We start from the raw sequence: 16,847 nt of genomic DNA, 5'->3' as shown, positions 1-16,847 counted from the left end.
CTTCCCGTGGCGGGACGCGATGCCGCCGGCTTGCCCTCCCTGTCGCGGTACGCCCGCCGCACTCCGTTCGGGGCCCCCGGACGAATGCCTTCCACTTTTTTTCGCGGAGCGGGAAGCAATCCCGATCTGCCCTGGTTAGACAGACCGGTCTACTCAACAGGAGAACGACCGATCTCCTCACCCACAGGACGGTGGCATGCCCGAGCAGTGCACCTCACACGACCACAGCGTGACCGCCACGCTGACGGCGGAGGCAGGCGTCGCGGAAGACGTGGGCGTGGCGGCTCCCGCCGTCCCCTCCGCGTCGCGGAGCCGATCCGCCGCGGGGGTGCTGCCTCAGCGGGCGGCGCTCTACCTGCTGGCCTCGATCATCGTGTCGTTCCTGGCCGCATCCAGTGCGCCGACCCCCCTGTACGCGGTCTACCAGCAGGAGTGGGGATTCTCCCCGGTCACGACCACCCTGGTCTTCGGCGTGTACGCGATCGCGGTGCTCGTGTCGCTCCTCACCCTGGGACGCCTGTCGGACCATCTGGGCAGGCGACCGGTCCTGCTGGTGGCGCTCGCCGCGCAGGCGGCCGCGATGGTCGTCTTCGCGACGGCGCACGGCGTGCCGGAGCTGATGATCGGCCGGGTGATCCAGGGACTGTCCACCGGTGCCGCGCTCGGCGCCGTCGGCGCCGGAATGCTGGACATCGACAAGCGGCGGGGCACCGTCGCCAACTCCTTCGCCCCCGGACTCGGCACCGCGAGCGGCTCCCTGATCTCCGCCTTCCTCGTCCAGTTCCTGCCGGCGCCGACGCACCTGGTCTACCTGGCGCTGGTGGCGGTCTTCGCCGTGCAGGCCGTGGGCGTGTACCTCATGCGGGAGACGCTGACCCCCACCCCCGGTGCGCTGGGCACCCTGGTCCCGGACATCAAGCTGCCGCGTACGGTGCGGCGCGCCGTCCTCAACGCCGCCCCGGTCCTGATAGCCGTCTGGGCGCTCGCCGGCTTCTACGGTTCGCTGGGCCCTGCGCTGGTGCGGACGCTCACCCACTCCACGTCCATGGTCTACGGCGGACTGGCCCTCTTCGTCCTGGCAGGAGTGGCCGCCGTGGCGACCCTCGTCCTGCGCACCGCCCCGCCGCGCGGCGTCATGTTCACCGGCATCGGCACCCTCGTCGCCGGTGTCGCCCTGACACTGGTCGCCATCCAGGCCGGCTCGCCCTCGTTCTTCTTCGTCGGCAGCGCCATCGCCGGTGTCGGCTTCGGCAGCGGCTTCCAGGGCGGTATCCGCAGCGTGATGCCGCTGACCGCGGCGCACGAGCGGTCCGGCGTGCTGTCCCTGCTGTACGTCGTGTCCTACCTGGGCATGGGTCTGCCGGCGGTCATCGCCGGATACCTGGTGGTCCATGCGGGCGGTCTGATCACCACGGCGAAGGAGTACGGGGCCGCGATCATCGTCCTCGCCCTGCTGGCGCTGGTCGGACTGGTGACGGAGAAGCGCGATGTCGGCGCCGCTGTCCGGCACTAGGGTGGATGCGGGCCGGCAGTCCGCAAAATACACGGAAGGGGAGGGAGCGGCGATGGCAGCCAAGACCACCGGTTCACCCGCCGAGCGCCACGCGGCCAGGCCTTCCGCGCGCGAACGCCTGCTGACCGCGGCCAATGAGCTCTTCTACGCCGAGGGTGTGCAGACCGTCGGCATCGACCGGGTCATCGAACGGGCCGGTGTGGCGAAGGCGTCCCTCTACAACACCTTCGGCAGCAAGGACGAGTTGGTCCATGCCTACCTGCAGGCGAGGCACGCCGCCACCGCCCGTCGCGTCCGTGCCGCGGTCGACCGCCACGAGACCCCGCGCGACCGGCTGCTCGGATTCTTCGACGCCCAGACGGAGGCGTTCGCGGGTCCCGGCTACCGGGGGTGTGCGTTCATCGCGGCGGGCGCGGAGGCCAAGTCCGGCAGCGGCACGGAACAGGCGTCGGCCGACTACCGGGCGTGGGTGCGGGGATTGCTGACGGACCTCGCCCGGCAGGCGGGCGTCGCGGACGCCGAGGCGCTCGGGCGCAGACTGCAGCTGCTCTACGACGGGGCCGCGGTGTCCGTCCGGATGGACGGTGACGCCGAGGCGGCGGCCGCGGCCAAGGCGGCCGCCGCCGCGCTCCTCGACGCGGCCCTCGCCGCACAGGCGCCGGAGTCCGGACACCCCCCGAGTAGGGCCCGCGCGGGGACCGGGAGGGCGCGCCGCGTCTCAGCGCTGGAGGATCTCGACCAGGCGGGGGACCTCGGACGTCATGCCCTGGCGCACGAAGTCCGTGAGGTCCGCGAGGGACTCCGCGCGGTGCGTCTCCAGGCCGTAGCCGCGGGCGAGGTCCAGGACGTCGATCCCGGAGATGTCGAGGTAGTCGCCCTTGGGGACGTGCAGGATCTCGGAGAATTCCTCCAGGGCCCGGTATCGGTGGTTGGTGCAGACCACGTATGTCACCGGCACCCGGTAGCGGGCGGCACTCCACAGGGCGGAGGTGGTGTACTGCGTCGCGCCGTCGCCGATCAGGGCGACGACGGGGCGCTCGGGGCGGCCCAGTCGCAGCCCGATCGCGGCGGGCAGGCCCCAGCCGAGGCCGCCGGCGGCCGGGTAGAACAGCGACTTGGGCCGGGTGAGGGTGAGCCGGTCGCGGATCATGTCCGCCGAGGTCCACTCCAGCGCGACGACGGTGTCGTCGTTCTTCCCGGCGTCGATCGCGTCGAGGATGGCCTCCGCGGTGAACGCCGGCCCGGTGGTGTCCGCCTCGGGGAGGGTCCGCTCAGGGGGCCAGGGCCGGTCGCTCGGCGCGACGGCGTCGGCGAGGCGGACCAGCGCGTCGGACGGATCACCGACGCCGATGCGCCCGACCGGGGCACGCGCGGCTTCGTCGGGGTCGTCGGTGACCCCGTACAGGCGGACGCCCGGCGGCAGGAAGTCACTGCCGCTGGGCGCGTGGTAGCGGAAGACCGGTGCTCCGACGCAGAGGACCACGTCGTACCCGGCGAGGGTGTCGGCGACCGCGCCGACGGCGGACGGCAGCTGGCCCTGGTAGCAGCGGTGCCGGGTCGGGAACGGGGCCCGTGGCGGGCTGGGTGCCACCCACACCGGCAGGCGGGCCCGCTCGGCGAGGGCAACCGCGGCCCGGTATCCCGCCTCGGTGTCGGCGCCGGGCCCCAGGACCAGCGCCGGTGACGTCGCCCGGTCCAGGGCCTCGACCAGCATGGTGAGCGTTGGCGGGGCCAGTACCGGGGCGCCGTCCACCACCCGCTCCAGGAGGTGGGTCAGGGCGCTCTGCTCAGCGGGCTCGGTCCAGTCGTCCAGTGGGACCGACAGGTAGGCCACGCCGCGGGGCGCGGAGTCGGCGAGCATCAGGGCCTTGGAGACCAGCGCGGGCCCGTCCTGCGGGCGCAACGGCTCTCCGGACCACTTCACCAGCGGGTCGCACAGCTTGGTCGGGTCGACGTTGGTGAGCATCGCCCCCACCGGGACGTAGCGGCGCGCCTGCTGACCCGCCATGACGACCATCGGCGTGTGGCAGGCGGCGGTGTTGGTCAGGCAGCCCATCGCGTTGCCGGTGCCGGACGCGGCGTGCAGGTTCAAGAACCCCGTGGTGTCCGTGGCCTGGGCGTAGCCGTCCGCCATGGCGATGGCGGCGCCCTCCTGGAGGACCAGGTAGTAGGGGATGTCCTCGGGCAGGCCGGTGAGGAACGACAGCTCGTTGGACCCGGGATTGCCGAAGACGGCGCTCACGCCGTGATGGCGCAGGACGCGGTAGAAGGCATCGCTGACGGTCGCCATGAGCGGCCCCTTGCCCAGAGTGATCGAGCCCGTCCCACGACCGTAGGAGCGCCGACCGGCAGCGGCAAATCGGTGCGTTTCCCTTCTCCGGTGATCGATGCGACGGGCGGGTGCGGCGCGCGGGCCGGGTGGTCCCGGCGCCCCGGCGAACGCCGACCCATCGGGGGCGGTGCGGGGGGTCCCGCCGCAGGAGGTGCTCCGCCCGGTGAGCGCCGAGCCGCGGGGGAGGTGTGCCGGGCTGGGTGAACCGACGCGGACGCACGGGGACTTCACGGAGGGGTACGTCCGCCGGCGCGGGTCCTTCAACGGCCGGGTCCGCGACCGCTTCCTCCGGTCCGAGACGGGCGGGTGCGGACCTCGTTCGAGACGCCCGGCCACGGGGCCGGCAGCGCCGCCGGCGAAGCGAACGGCCTGACGCGGGAGATCGGGCGCGGCCCGCGAGCCGTGGCACATCCGGCGTCGACCGCGAGGCGGCGGCTCTCGCCGCCGTCGCCCGTGGTGTTCCGCTGACCGGAAGGGTCGCGTCGCGGCGAATTCATGTATTTGCGCATGCATCTTTCTAGCGTCGTGAGCGTACTGCCCCTTCCCCGGCGCAGTGGACTGAAAGGCGGTTGCCCCGATGCATGCCCCGACACGAACAGGCGTCCCGAACCAGCCGCTGGGCGGCCACCTGCCCCGAAGGAAGCTGCTGGTCGCGGCAGGTGCGGCGGTCGCGGCCGCGACCATAGGCGCAGGCGTCGCCGACGCCGCGACGGTCACCGGCCGCCCCGGGCGGCCCGCCCCGGCGGCCGTGCCCGCCAGGCGAGCGAAGGCCCCCAAGGGCCGGTGGCTTGCGGGCGACACTCATGTGCACGACGACCACTCCTCCGACGGCAGCGGTCCGCGCCAGACCTCGAAGCAGACCCTCCCGGGCAACCTCCCGGTCGGCGACCAGATCGCCCAGGGGGAGAAGGTCGGCCTGGACTTCATGCCGCTGACCGACCACCGCACCTACGACCAGGTGTGGGACCCGCAGTGGACGTCCTCGAAGCTGCTCCTCCTGCCCGGTGAGGAGGCCAACGGCTCGCCGCACGCCATCGTGCTCGGCAACGTCGACGTGGTGGTGGACGGGGCCAACCCGCCCGGCTCGGCGGCCTACCGGCACGTCCAGCAGTCGGTGTGGGACGTCCACGCCCAGAACGCCGTGTGGTCGCAGGCCCACCCCGACGACGGCGAGTACACCCGGGCCGGCGGCGTCAACGCCAACGCCAGCGTGCTGGGCAGCGACCTGGTCGAGGTGCTGAACGTCGCGAGCGACCCCGACGTGGAGATGGAGTACGCCGAGAACCGCTGGAACCGCGGCTTCCGCTTCGGCGTGGCTGCCGCCAGCGACTGCCACTTCCGCGAGCTGTGGGACGTCGACAGCCCCGGTGAGCCCACCACCCGGGTCTTCGCCGCGGAGCGTTCGGTCCGCGGCATCCTCGACGGCTTCCGGGCCGGCCGCACCACTGTGTCGCAGAACATCACCGGTCCCTTCGTCACCCTGGAGGCCGACGCGGACGGCGACGGCGTCTACGAGGCGATCGGCGGCGACGAGGTCGTGGTCACCGGACGCAAGCTCCCCCGGAAGGCGGGCCTGCGGGTGAAGGTGCGGTCCGGCAAGGGCACCACCGTGCACGTGTACGCCGCACCGGGCCGCTCCGCCGGGCCGGTCGCGACGTTCGTGCCGCGTACGGGCAACGAGACGTACGATCTGCCGCTCGACATGAAGGGCGGCGACCACACCTGGTACCGGGTCGAGGTCCGCTCGCCCGGCAGCGCGTCGGGCTCGGAGGCCGACCCGACCCTCCCGGACCAGCTGCGCGCCGCGACCTCGCCGGTCTTCCTGTCCGTGGGAGCGCCCGCCGAACCGCTGTCGGAGATCCCGCTGCCGGACGCCGACACCACCGCCGACCACGGGGCCCTGGTCATCGGCGAGCAGGGCGGTTTCACCGGCTTCGCCGACGTGGCGGTGGCCGGAGACGTCACCCACGTCGTCGCCGAAGTGCACGAGGGCCAGGCGACCCGGATCGTCCACGTCCGGCTGGACCGCAAGGGCAGGCCCGGCAAGGCCCGTACCCTGTCCGGTGATTCGACGACCGCCCGCTTCCCGCGGATCGCCGCCCACGGCGACGACGTGTGGGTGGTGTGGCAGGACGAACGCGGCAAGGAGCAGCCGCACCGGCCGGCGGTCCTCATGGCGACCAGCGGCAACGGCGGTTCCTCCTTCAAGTCCCCGCAGAAGGTCAGCAAGGGCAAGGGCAGGGCCGTCAACCCCGCGCTGGCCCTGATCGAGGACAAGCACCCGCTGGTCGTCTGGTCCGACAACAGCGGCGGCGCCTTCGACGTGTACGCGCAGATCGTCGGTGTCGACAAGGCGGCGGTGAACATCTCCGCGGCGGGCAAGGCCACCAGCCCCGGCACTCCCGCCGACGCCCGGTCACCGCGCTACCCCGCCTCGCTCTTCCCGGCCGTCACCGTCACCGGCGGCAAGCACGCCGTCGTGACCTGGCAGGACGACCGGAACGACCCGGACCCGCTGTGGACCGGGCACACCCCGCCGGCCGGTCAGCCGGCCGGCGGCGGCACCGATCCCGACAGCTGGCAGATCCTCGCAGCGGTCCGGACCGCACCGGGCCGGTCCTGGGGCACCCCGGTCGCGGTGAGCGCGGTCACCGACCGCGCCGACCGGCACCCGAGCGTCGCGGTCGACGCGCACGGCACGCTCGTGGCGATCTGGGAGTCCGGCGCCCTGCAGAGCTCGGGCGCCAACCTCCAGGTGCGGACGAGCACTTCCACCGACGGCGGCGCCACCTGGAGCCCGTACCGGCAGGTCGCCCACGACCCGGACGCGATGAGCCAGCGCGCCCGGGTCGCCCAGGACCCCGACGGCCGCATACGCGCGGTCTGGTACGACTCCCGGTCCGCCGACTGGCGTTGGAAGGTCCTCACCGCCACCCTCGACGCCACCGGCACCTGGTCGGACGCCCGGCAGGTCACCACGCTCGGCAACAACACCTGGCCCGCCCTGCACGGCGGCACGGTCGTGTTCACCACCGACCGCGGTGCGACCCGCACCCAACGGGACGTCACCCAGCAGATCTACCGGACCCGGCTGGCCTGAGCCCGTCCCCGTCCGGCTCCGGAGGCGTACGGCGACCGCCGTCACCGGGGCCGGACGGCCGCGGCAGCGGTGTGCCCTGCGGTGTCTCGCCGTGTCGAGTCACACCGTGGTACTCGATGTTCCGCACGTCGTGGTACGGGACGTAGGTGCGCCGGCGCCAGAGATACCAGTACGCACAGCCCACCGCCTTGAGCACGCCGAGGACGGAGCGGACGACGAGATCGCGGAGCACGGAAATTCCTGGGGTTGTCCAAAAGGGCCGGCTGATGCCTTGTCCGCATCGAAACGGAGGCCGGTGGCGCGGGGATTGCCGTACGGCGTCGGGCGGGCGAACGCGCGTGTGCGCGCAGTCGATGGCGCCCGAAAAGACGTGCCGCGCGGGTGTGCGCGCCGTGCGCGGAGCCGGTTATCGAAACGTGTCTTGACCTGCGCAGTACAAGGCTCATAACTTCCGCGTGCTCGATCTTTTCAAGACGAGCCTCACACCATGGCCTTGGGGGCAATCGCAATGAACTGGTACCTCGACGTGCTCAAGAAGTACGCGGTCTTCAACGGGCGCGCGCGGCGCACCGAATTCTGGATGTTCACACTGTTCAACCTGATCGCCTCCTTTGTGGTGTACTTCATCGGGCGCGTGATCGGCTTCCCGCTGCTGTCGTCCCTGTACTCGCTCGCGGTCCTCCTGCCCACGATCGCTGTCTCCGCCCGTCGCCTGCACGACACGGGCCGTACCGGCTGGCTGACCCTGCTCTGGCTGATCCCGTGCATCGGCTGGATCGTCCTGCTGGTCTTCTGGATCGGCGACAGCCAGCCCGGCGACAACGAGCACGGCCCGAACCCGAAGCTCGTCGCCGGTCCGGCCGTCTGACGTTCCCGACGCCGTACAGCGGAGCGGTCCCGGACGACGGCGTCCGGGACCGCCCCGCTGTACGGCGCTCCCCGCGCGTCAGGCGGCGATCACGGCCGCGGTCGTGCGGCCACCGTCCACGTCGAGGGTGATTCCGTGGACGAACCGCGCCTCGTCCGAGGCGAGGTACACCGCGGCCTGGGCGATGTCCTCGGGGGAGCCCACGGTTCCCGCGGGGGTGCCCGCCATCATGGCCTCGGAAGCGTGGCCGGGGACCTGGACCACTCCGGGGGAGATGGCGTTGACCCTCACCCCGCCCGGCCCGAACTCGGCGGCCCAGGCCCGAGTGAACGTCTCCACCGCGCCCTTGGTGGAGCTGTAGAGCGCGCCTCGCGATATGCCCAGCCGGGCGATCCACGACCCGAGGTTGATGATCGCGCCGCCTCCGGAGGAGGCCATGGCCGGTGCGACGGCGGCCGTGAGGAAGAAGGGCGCCTTCATGTTGACGGCGACCACACGGTCGAAGGTCTCCTCGTCGGTGTCGGGAGTCGTGGGGCTCGGGTAGATGCCCGCGTTGTTCACCAGGATGTCGATGCGGCCGCCCAGTGCGCGGCCGGCCTCCTCCGCCAGCTGCCGGGAGGCGGCTGCGCTGCCGTCCAGGTCCGCGGGAACGAATGTGGCGGTCCCGCCCAGGGCGCGGATCTCCGCCACCACCTCCTCCCCGCGCTCCTTGCTGCGCCCCGAGACGGCCACGTGTGCCCCCTCCGCGGCGAAGGCCACGGCGATGGCCCGGCCGATGTTGCTGGTGGCCCCGGTGACCAGGGCGGTCTTGTGCTGCAGGCGTGCGGACATGATCGTGCTGCCCCTCTGGGTGCGGACGGAACGCGGTCCACCTTGCGTCGCAGAAATTGGACCCGCAAGTCCAAACCCTGGGGAGGCCCCGGACCGGCGCATGCGCGGACCGCAGATGGCCGCGCGGCCCTCAGGAGGCGAGCGGTGCCAGCTCCCGCCACTGGGGCAGGGGCATCGCGGGGCCCGCGCCCACGACGTGCAGGCAGACATGGTCGGCGCCCGCCTGACGATGAGCGCGGACCCGCGTACCGATGGCTTCCACGTCTCCCCAGGCCACGACGCTGTCGATGAGTCGGTCGCTGCCGCCGCGGGCGAGGTCCTCCTCGGTGAACCCCTGTCGGAGAAGGCTCCGCGCGTAGTGGTCCATGCCGAGGAACGCGCCCAGGAACTCGCGTGCCGCGTTGCGGGCCTTACCGGGATCCTCCTCGAGGACGACGGCCTGGTACGGCGCGATGAGAGGCCCTTCGCCCAACTGCTCCCGTGCCGCGGCCGAGTACTCGGGGGTGACCATGAACGGATGCACACCGGCGGTGCGTCGACCGGCCAGCTCCGTCATCCTGGGGCCGAGTGCCGCCATGACGCGCTCGGCCGCGGGCACCGGTGCGGGTGCCTGCTCGAGCCTGTCCAGATAGGCGGCCATGTCCGCGACGGGCCGGTACGGGTGTCCCGCGCTCCGGGCGGCCGCCGGGTCGCTGACACCGAGGCCCAGCAGGTGCCGCCGGCCGTAGGCGTTCTGAAGGCGCGCGTGTCCCGCCGCCGTCTCGGCCGGCTGGTGCCGCCAGATGCTCGCGACCCCGACAGCCACTTTCGCCCTGCGGGTGGCCCGCAGCAGGCGCTCCGAGTCGCCGAGGACGTCGCCGCCCCCCAGACCCGGTATCCACAAGGCGTCCCAGCCCAGTTCGTCGAGTTCGGCGGCGGCGTCGGCGATCTCACGCGGATCGGCCGCCCGCAATTCGATACTCCAGATCCCTGTCGGACCCCATCGCATGTCTTCTGTCCCCTCTGTGGAAGTACGGTCCGGCGGAGCAGTTCGCCGGGCGGCCCGCGCCTGCGGCCGGGCCCGTGACCGGTGCCGGTGCTAGATCTGGTTGCGGCCGCCGTCGACGAAGAGCTCGATACCGGTGACGAAGCTGCTCTGGTCCGAGGCGAGGAAGAGGACAGCGGCCGCCACCTCCTCGGGACGGCCGATGCGGCCCATCGGGATCGTGCCGGCCATGAAGGACTTGAGCTGGTCCGCCTGCTCCTGGTCGGGAGCGAGGCCGTCGATGCCGGGGGTGTCGATCGTGCCGGGGCTGACGGTGTTGACGCGGATCGAGCGGCCCTTGAGTTCGGCGGCCCAGGTACGGGCGAAGGACCGCACCGCGGCCTTGGAAGCCGCGTAGACGCCGAACGCCTCGTTCCCGAGGGTGCCGGCGTTGGAGGACGTCAGGATGATAGAGGCGCCTTCGTTCAGCAGCGGCAGTGCCTTCTGGACGGTGAAGAGCATGCCCTTGGCGTTGATGCCGAAGGTCTGGTCGAAGTGCTTCTCCGTGACCTGTTCCAAGGTGGCGAACTCGCCGCCGCCCGCGTTGGCGTAGAGCACGTCGATGCGCCGGTTATGCTCGGCGACGGCCGCATAGAGGCGGTCGAGGTCGGCCAGATCGGCGACGTCGCCCCGGACGCCGGTCGCGTGGTGGCCGATCCTGGCCACGGCCGCGTCCAGCGCGTCCTGGCGGCGGCCCGTGACGAAGACGTGCGCGCCCTCCGCCGCGAAGCGCTCCGCGGTGGCCAGGCCGATTCCGCTGGTGCCGCCGGTCACGATGGCCGTCTTGCCGTCGAGTTGTCCCATGGTGGTGCTCCTTGATGTCCGTGGGCGCACACGCGGTACGGCAGGGCCCCTCCCTGGAGAGCGGCGGTCGGGCCGCGGCGTGTGCGCCCAGCATTTTTTAGCGAGTACTAAAAAACTAGACCGGCCGGGAGCGCGTGTCAATCGAAGGGGGGATCACGCGGCCGCGACGGCATGCCGGACGGCGGCGGGTGCCTGGGGCGTGGGGTCGTGGGGTCAGAGAATGGCGCTGCGCCGCGCCGGCCCCGCGCGGAGGTGACCGCGCCCCGCCGCACGCAGGCGGCGGAGTCCGCGCGTCAGGCGCCCGGCCGCGGCGGCCAGACAGTCATGGCCATGTCCACGATCTGGTGGAGTTGCTCCCGGGTGGCGCCACCGGCCGCCTGGACTGCCACGCCTTGGTAGATGGTGGAGAAGTAGCGCGCGAGGCCCTCCGGATCGCTGTCCTCCGGGAGTTCGCCGTTCCTGGCCGCCTGCTGGAGCCGTTCCCGCAGGGCCGCCTCGCCGGCGGCCCTGCGCGCCGTCAGCTCGTCGCGTGCGGCCTCCGCGCCCGGCGAGCACGCCAGGGCGGCCTGCACCGTGATGCAGCCGCGCGGATGGCCGGGATCGGTCGTCGCGTCGGCGGCGCCGTGCAGGAGGGCTTCCACTGCCGCACGGGCCGTGGGCTCCGCGAACGCCTCGCGGATGTAGCGGGCGGGGCCGTCGGCGTACCGGTCCAGCACCTTGCGGAACAGCTGTTCCTTGTTCCCGAAGGCGTTGTAGAGGCTGGGCGCGTTGTTGATGCCCATCGCCTTGGTGAGGTCGGAGATCCCGGTGCCCTCGTAGCCCTGGCGCCAGAACACCTCCAGCGCGCGGTCGAGGGCCGTGTCGCTGTCGAAGGTGCGCGGTCGGCCCCCAGCCATGGTCGCCTCCGGTCCGGGACGGGAATTTTAGTCACTGCTAAGATACTGCGCCCGCACCGGGACCGGACGCGGCGAGCGCCGCGCACGCGGTCGGCGCCTCCATGGTGCCTGTCGATTCCTGGTGGCCCATGACGCGCTCGCGACGGCGGCGCCGGTCGCCCCGTCTGCGGTCCCCGGTCCGGTCCCGGCACGACGGGCCCTGTCGATCGAGGCAGTCTCAGGGAGCGGTCAGATACGTCCAGTGCTCGGCGACCTCGAAGCCGAGGGACGTGTAGAGCGACAGCCCCATGTCACTGGCACGCAGATAGGCGGTCCGTGCGCCGTGCCGGTGGCCCTCGGCCACGACGTGCTCGGTCAGCCGCCGCCCGTAACCGCGCTTGCGGTGTGCGGGGACCGTCGAGACGTTGAAGACCCCGACATGCCCGTCGGTGACGATGCCCATGGCCGTGGCGACCACCTCGCCGTCGGCCTCGCCCACATAGGCCGTGATGGCCGGCGCGTCCAGCACCGCCGGGGTGGCCAGGGCCGCGAAGATCTCCGTGGGTGCCTGGAAACCCGCACCCATGGCGGTGGCATAACGCCCGGACTCGGCTCCCGAGATTGCGCGCACCCGAAGGTCCGGCGCGGCCCCGGGGATGCCCGGAGGAGTGCTCAGGTCCCGCACCATGAGAGGTTCCCAGGACTGCTGGGTCAGGCCGTACCGCGCGGCCGTGCGCAGCACCGACTCGCCCGGGCGCGACCGTACTTGGATGCACCACGGGACCGGCCGCGGGAATTCCCCGGCGGTCTGCGCCGCAAGGGAGGCGAGCGATTCGATCTGCTCCGCCGATGGTGTGGGCGCGAAGGAGTACACGCCGTTGACGCTGGGGGCCTCGCTGCCGGTGAAGATCATGTGGGTCTCGTCCCGGCCGGCGTGCTGCCTCATACCGGGCTCTGCGCCGGCGATACACCGGAACGCCGCGCCCCAGGCTCGCGCGGCGCCGTCCGCGTGGAAAGCGGCGTTGGTGCGTGGGTTCATGCCACCGATCGTAGACAACCGTGTGACACGTGCGGCTTCCGGCCCTGCCGCCAGGAACTCGGGAGCCACCCGCAACGCGCGCAGGAGTCGCGCGTCTGTCAGAGCGAAGGGACCGTCGCACCGGCGCTCCCAGGCACCCACACACAAGGACGAACGTGACAACACTTCGCTCGGCGCTCCCGGTCGCGCTGCTGTGCCTCTGGGGGCTGTCGGCCTGCTCCTCCGCCCCCGGGGCGGCCGGCGCGCCGGAGCCCACCAGGGCGTCGGTGCGGCTTCCGTCGGCCGGCGCGCCCGCGCAGCGGCCCCGTACGAACCCGCCCGGCGCGAACCGGCCCAGCCCGCATCCGCCCGTGGACTACACCCCCAGTTGGCCCGACCGGACCGCCCGCACCAAGGCCGGGTACCTCGTCGACACCTGCGTGCCCGCCTCGCTCCGTGACAGGGTCACGACGCTGACCACCAGTGACGGCGTCCATCTGTCCGCCCTCGAACTGGGGGACGGCCCCGACGGTGTGCTCCTCGACCACGAACAGGGATACAACATCTGCTCGTTCATCGACATCGGGAAGCAACTCGCCTCGCGCGGCTACCGCGTGGTGATCCCGGAATACCGCAACCACGGTGCCTCAGAGCACGTCGCGGACAACGAGCACATCGACCGCGACGCGCGGGCGGGGCTCGCCGAGCTCGAGCGCCTCGGCGCCGAGCGGGTCTTCCTCGGCGGTGCCTCGTGCGGCGGCACGACGGCGGCCGTCGCCGGGGCCGACGGCGAACTCCCGCTGGTGGGGCTGCTCATGATGTCCTCACCCGCCCGTTGCGGCGGTGCGGACGCGGTCGCGGCGGTACGGAAGATCGACGCCCCGTCCCTGTTCGCCGTGTCGCCGGGGGACATGAACGGCGCGGTGGAGAAGCAGGTCCGCGAGGTCTACGCGGCGTCGGCGGCGACGCAGAAGCGGCTCGTCATCGACCGGAGCGGCTACCACGGGACGGACATGATCCGGCGCGGGCCCCGCGGCGGCGCGTTGGAGCGCGACGTCGTCGCGTTCGTCGTGGCCGCCTACGACACCTACGACACGTCACGATGACCTGAGTGTCCTGGACACCGGGTGAGTCTGCCGGAACGTCCTGGTTTGGGGTGCAAAGCACCACCGGGGCAGAGGGTTTCGGTGGAGGCGCGGGTGGATGTGGTGATCTCCCTGGGGTAATTCCGCCCGCGCCGCGCATCCTTGCTCCCGCCCCGACGGCAATCCCCCACGTCACGCCCGCGCGGCGCACGCCCTCCTGGCCGCCGGGGCCGGGGACGCGCGCCGCGCTTCGGCCGCTCAGCTCTCCCGCGTCGTGCGGTCGCGCAGCGCCTTCTCGACGGCGCTCTGGACGCGGGCGTCCTCTTGCGTCTTGCGGCGTGCGCGGGCGCGGCGCGCGAGGAGCAGCCCGCCGACGACGGCCGCGATCACCACGACCACCAGCACGAGCAGCGTCCACGGGACGGCCCATCCGTGGGCCGTGGCCCGGACCGGCTGGAGCGGGGTGGTGGTGCCCGAGGCGTCGGTGAGGAGCGGGGTGAGGGTCACGTTCGCGGCCAGGTTGACGGCGGGGGCGACGCCGCGGACGAGCACCTTGACCTTCCAGCTCTCTCCGGGGAGCAGTTGCGGCGGGGCGGCGATGCGGCCGGCCTCGGTGCGCAGCCAGCCGAACGGGCCGGTGACGGAGACCGCCTGGCTTCCCGACAAGGTGGCGTTGCCGGTGTTGTGCACGGTGTAGCTGACGGTGGCGTCGCCCTTGGCGAACGGGTTGCCCGAACCGGAGTAGCCGACCTTCAGGTCCTCGATCGCGAACCGCGGCTTGAGCGCGCCGCTGACCCGCAGCGAGACGCGGATGCCGAGGCGCCGGTCCACGTTGATGCCCGCGGCGTCGTCCGACTGCTTCAGGGACGTGAGGATGCCGCCCACGTGGTCGCCGGGTGTCGCGTTGGACGGGACGGAGACGGTGAAGGGGATCTGCGCGGTCTTGCCGGGCTCGATCACGACGCTGTCGCGGTCGGCGTGGACCCAGGCGCCGATCCCGACGGACTTCTGGCCCTTGGTGAGCAGGTCGAGCTGGCCGGTCTCGGTGGTGTAGCCGTCGGCGGCGTAGAGCGCCAGCCGGAGCGGGGACTTGCCGTGGTTGGCGACGACCATGGCGTCCTTGACCTGGTTGCCGGGGTTCACGTCGTAGCTGTAGCTGGAGCGGTCGTCGCCGTACCCGTTCGCGGCCGTCCTGACCGTCCAGGTGACGTCGCCGCCGGCTGCCCGCGCGGGGCCGCCGCTCAGGCCGGTGATCGCGAAGGCCAGGAGCAGGGTCAGGGCGGCGGGGCGGACGAGCGCGAGGACGGTGGCCGTCCGGCGCGTTACGGGTACGTGCATCTCTGGATTCTCCTGGAACGGGGAGGCGGGGCGGGCACCGGACGGTGCCCGCCCCGCCAGGTGGAACGGGTCCGATCAGCTGCTGAGTGCGGTGATCGTCAGGGTGGCGCGGTAGTCACCCTTCTGGACGCTGTCCGGGATCTTCAGATCCAGGTCGGCGCCCACCTTGGCCGAACCGCGGGCGTGGCCCTGCTCGGCCGAGGCGAGGCCGCGCGAGATCGCGAGGCCCTGGCCCTGGTCGTCGTAGCCCGAGGCCACCGACGCGTTGGCCGTGGCACCCGCGCCGGCGACCAGGACGCGCGGCGTCCAGCCGAGGAAGGAGCTGGCGAACGTCTTGTCGGCGTCCTTGAACGCGCTCACGCTGGCCGAGATCGACCACGGGGCGAGCGAGCGGCGGCTGTCCGAGACGACGATCGGGTTGAGCCGGCCGTCCGCCTCGAAGTGGTCGCCGTTCTTCTCCTCGGCGGTGCCGAGGTCCACCAGGCCGTTGTAGCCGTCGATCGTCCAGCCGAACTCGCCCGGAGCCGGGTTCGGGACGTTGACCTGGAGGTCCTGGCTGTCACCGTGGTACGGGTGCACCGTGACGTCGTCCACGTGCGAACCGACCGGCTGGTCGGCGCCGTTGGCGGCGCTGCGGATGTTCTCGACCACGAGCTTGTCGTTGCGCACCTGGACCTTGACGTAGGTCCGGACGTGCTCCTGGTTCTGAACCGAGTTGTACCAGTAGTTGTTCGGGTTGAGCGGGTCCGCGCCGTTGCCGGCGCCGCTCGTGCCACTGCTGTCGGGCTTGGTGATGTCGTAGTACTTCGAGCCCGAGGCGGAGTTGGCCGTCACGTAGAGGACGCCGCCGGGACCCGGGTACACGTCGGCGGCACCCGGCTTCTCGGCCGGGTTCTCCTTCTCGCCGTTCTTGATCAGGTAGCTGCGCGAGTAGCTGTGGTCGTGGCCCTGGAGGACCAGGTCGACGCCGAGCTTGGAGAACGTCGTCGGGAAGTCCACACGACGCGCCTTGTTGTCGCTGTCCTTGGCGTGGTCAGCGGGCGAGTAGATGGAGTGGTGGTAGACGAGGACCTTCCACTTGGCCTCGTTGCCGTGCTTGTTGATGACGTCGGTGACGTAGCTGACGTGCGCCGCGTCGCCGCCGCCGTTGGCGGAGTTGTAGCTGTTGCTGTTCAGGTCGATGAACAGCACGTCCTTGTAGATGTACCAGTAGTCACCGCCCGACTTGGTGCCCGCCGGGTTCCCGTTGTCGTAGTACGGGGCCGAGCGGTCGGTGTTCGGGGTGGTGAAGTGCTGCTCGTAGGCCTTGCCGCCGACGTCGTGGTTGCCGATGGTGGCGGCCCACGGGTACTGGCGCAGCTGGTCCGGCGCGAGGAAGGAGTTCCAATGGGACTCGTTGTTGGCCGACTCGACCTGGTCACCGCCCGACACCAGGAGCTCGGCGTTGGGGTTGGCCCTCAGCGAGACGTCGACCGTGTCCTGCCAGCCGGCCTGGTCGCTCGCCAGGTTGCCGGACGAACCGATCTGCGGGTCGCCGTAGAACAGGAAGTCGTAGTCGCCCTCGAAGTCCTGCGTCTTGAAGGAGTACGCCGTGGACCAGCTGCCCTCGGTGCCGACACGGTAGGAGTACGCCGTGTTCTCCTTCAGGCCGGTGATCGTCGCGTGGCGGTTGAAGCCGCCGCTGGTCGCGATGTTCGCCGCGCCGATGGCGTCGAAGGTGGCCGCGTCGGCCGGGAACTCGCCGTTCACGAGCTGCGCGGTCGGGACGACCTGGACCTTCTGGGCCGTGTCCGCGGAGGAGTACCACGTGACGGTGCGCTGCGACTCGTTCGAGCCCACGCCGAGGACGATGCCGGTGATCGTGGAGGTGTCGGCGGCGTTGGCGGGGGTCGCCAGGCCACTGCCGAGGGCCACGGACAGGCCGAGAAATGCCGCGGTGGCGCCAGTGGCCACACGACGCCGCACAGGCCCGGAGGCCTGCGAGGAGTTGCTCGATCTCATGAGTTTTCGTTCCTCTTGTGCACGATGTGTGTGCATGGAATGGAGATCAACAAACTCT

12 protein-coding genes and 1 pseudogene are annotated in these 16,847 nt (G+C 71.8%); 5 read left to right on the top strand and 8 right to left on the bottom strand.

All coding sequences use genetic code 11. The features are described 5' to 3' along the window. Nucleotides 1–196 precede the first annotated feature (196 nt). Both PV364_RS00845 and PV364_RS00840 read left to right on the top strand, forming a co-directional pair. Nucleotides 197–1,513 carry an MFS transporter gene (locus tag PV364_RS00845; RefSeq protein ID WP_319657579.1) on the top strand — a complete coding sequence of 439 codons (1,317 nt, stop codon included), beginning with the start codon at nucleotides 197–199 and terminating at the stop codon, nucleotides 1,511–1,513. Next, nucleotides 1,488–1,709: pseudogene (locus PV364_RS00840) on the top strand (hypothetical protein); the annotation flags it as partial. The gene PV364_RS00845 and the pseudogene PV364_RS00840, both read left to right, overlap by 26 nt. Before the next feature lie 522 nt (nucleotides 1,710–2,231). Here PV364_RS00840 and mdlC read toward each other — a convergent pair. Beyond that, on the bottom strand, nucleotides 2,232–3,803 hold the full coding sequence (mdlC, locus tag PV364_RS00835; RefSeq protein WP_319657578.1) for a benzoylformate decarboxylase: 1,572 nt from the start codon (nucleotides 3,801–3,803) through the stop codon (nucleotides 2,232–2,234). 619 nt (nucleotides 3,804–4,422) lie between these two features. On the opposite strand from mdlC, the gene PV364_RS00830 reads away from it, so the two are divergent. Beyond that, on the top strand, nucleotides 4,423–6,945 hold the full coding sequence (locus PV364_RS00830; protein WP_319657577.1) for a CehA/McbA family metallohydrolase: 2,523 nt from the start codon (nucleotides 4,423–4,425) through the stop codon (nucleotides 6,943–6,945). Nucleotides 6,946–7,453: 508 nt separating this feature from the next. After that, nucleotides 7,454–7,813 (top strand): DUF805 domain-containing protein, encoded by a 360-nt coding sequence (locus PV364_RS00825; protein ID WP_319657845.1) that lies wholly within the window; start codon nucleotides 7,454–7,456, stop codon nucleotides 7,811–7,813. Nucleotides 7,814–7,891: 78 nt separating this feature from the next. On the opposite strand, the gene PV364_RS00820 is transcribed toward PV364_RS00825, so the two are convergent. The 5 genes from PV364_RS00820 to PV364_RS00800 form a co-directional block, all read right to left on the bottom strand. Further along, nucleotides 7,892–8,644: a glucose 1-dehydrogenase gene (locus PV364_RS00820; protein ID WP_319657576.1), complete on the bottom strand. Its 753-nt coding sequence runs from the start codon at nucleotides 8,642–8,644 to the stop codon at nucleotides 7,892–7,894. 130 nt (nucleotides 8,645–8,774) lie between these two features. Continuing rightward, a complete protein-coding gene (locus PV364_RS00815) occupies nucleotides 8,775–9,632 on the bottom strand; it encodes a TIGR03620 family F420-dependent LLM class oxidoreductase (RefSeq protein WP_319657575.1) in 858 nt (285 codons plus the stop codon). 90 nt (nucleotides 9,633–9,722) lie between these two features. Then, complete coding sequence (locus tag PV364_RS00810) at nucleotides 9,723–10,472, bottom strand: glucose 1-dehydrogenase (protein WP_319657574.1); 750 nt, start codon at nucleotides 10,470–10,472, stop codon at nucleotides 9,723–9,725. 293 nt (nucleotides 10,473–10,765) lie between these two features. Then, nucleotides 10,766–11,368, bottom strand: coding sequence for a TetR/AcrR family transcriptional regulator (locus PV364_RS00805; protein ID WP_319657573.1), 603 nt, complete (start codon nucleotides 11,366–11,368; stop codon nucleotides 10,766–10,768). A gap of 217 nt (nucleotides 11,369–11,585) precedes the next feature. Further along, nucleotides 11,586–12,386: a GNAT family N-acetyltransferase gene (locus PV364_RS00800; RefSeq protein ID WP_319657572.1), complete on the bottom strand. Its 801-nt coding sequence runs from the start codon at nucleotides 12,384–12,386 to the stop codon at nucleotides 11,586–11,588. Between the two features lie 155 nt (nucleotides 12,387–12,541). Between PV364_RS00800 and PV364_RS00795 the strand changes: the two genes are divergently transcribed. Next, the gene (locus PV364_RS00795) at nucleotides 12,542–13,471 is read left to right on the top strand and encodes an alpha/beta hydrolase (RefSeq protein ID WP_319657571.1); all 930 of its coding nucleotides are present in this window, start codon (nucleotides 12,542–12,544) and stop codon (nucleotides 13,469–13,471) included. A gap of 237 nt (nucleotides 13,472–13,708) precedes the next feature. On the opposite strand, the gene PV364_RS00790 is transcribed toward PV364_RS00795, so the two are convergent. Both PV364_RS00790 and PV364_RS00785 read right to left on the bottom strand, forming a co-directional pair. Further along, nucleotides 13,709–14,788, bottom strand: coding sequence for a WxL protein peptidoglycan domain-containing protein (locus PV364_RS00790; RefSeq protein WP_319657570.1), 1,080 nt, complete (start codon nucleotides 14,786–14,788; stop codon nucleotides 13,709–13,711). Nucleotides 14,789–14,863: 75 nt separating this feature from the next. After that, nucleotides 14,864–16,789, bottom strand: coding sequence for a metallophosphoesterase family protein (locus PV364_RS00785; RefSeq protein WP_319657568.1), 1,926 nt, complete (start codon nucleotides 16,787–16,789; stop codon nucleotides 14,864–14,866). Nucleotides 16,790–16,847: the final 58 nt, after the last annotated feature.

It is taken from the genome of Streptomyces sp. MI02-7b, from assembly GCF_033793585.1.
GTDB lineage: Bacteria > Actinomycetota > Actinomycetes > Streptomycetales > Streptomycetaceae > Actinacidiphila.
Note: the sequence above shows the minus strand (reverse complement) of the source record. Positions and strands in the feature narration are given on the sequence as shown.

Coding starts and splice junctions, on each gene's coding strand:
- mdlC (WP_319657578.1), bottom strand. CDS start 3,803: ATGGCGACCGTCAGCGATGCCTTCTACCGCGTCCTGCGCCATCACGGC.
- PV364_RS00790 (WP_319657570.1), bottom strand. CDS start 14,788: ATGCACGTACCCGTAACGCGCCGGACGGCCACCGTCCTCGCGCTCGTC.
- PV364_RS00830 (WP_319657577.1), top strand. CDS start 4,423: ATGCATGCCCCGACACGAACAGGCGTCCCGAACCAGCCGCTGGGCGGC.
- PV364_RS00800 (WP_319657572.1), bottom strand. CDS start 12,386: ATGAACCCACGCACCAACGCCGCTTTCCACGCGGACGGCGCCGCGCGA.
- PV364_RS00825 (WP_319657845.1), top strand. CDS start 7,454: ATGAACTGGTACCTCGACGTGCTCAAGAAGTACGCGGTCTTCAACGGG.
- PV364_RS00820 (WP_319657576.1), bottom strand. CDS start 8,644: ATGTCCGCACGCCTGCAGCACAAGACCGCCCTGGTCACCGGGGCCACC.
- PV364_RS00845 (WP_319657579.1), top strand. CDS start 197: ATGCCCGAGCAGTGCACCTCACACGACCACAGCGTGACCGCCACGCTG.
- PV364_RS00815 (WP_319657575.1), bottom strand. CDS start 9,632: ATGCGATGGGGTCCGACAGGGATCTGGAGTATCGAATTGCGGGCGGCC.
- PV364_RS00785 (WP_319657568.1), bottom strand. CDS start 16,789: ATGAGATCGAGCAACTCCTCGCAGGCCTCCGGGCCTGTGCGGCGTCGT.
- PV364_RS00805 (WP_319657573.1), bottom strand. CDS start 11,368: ATGGCTGGGGGCCGACCGCGCACCTTCGACAGCGACACGGCCCTCGAC.
- PV364_RS00810 (WP_319657574.1), bottom strand. CDS start 10,472: ATGGGACAACTCGACGGCAAGACGGCCATCGTGACCGGCGGCACCAGC.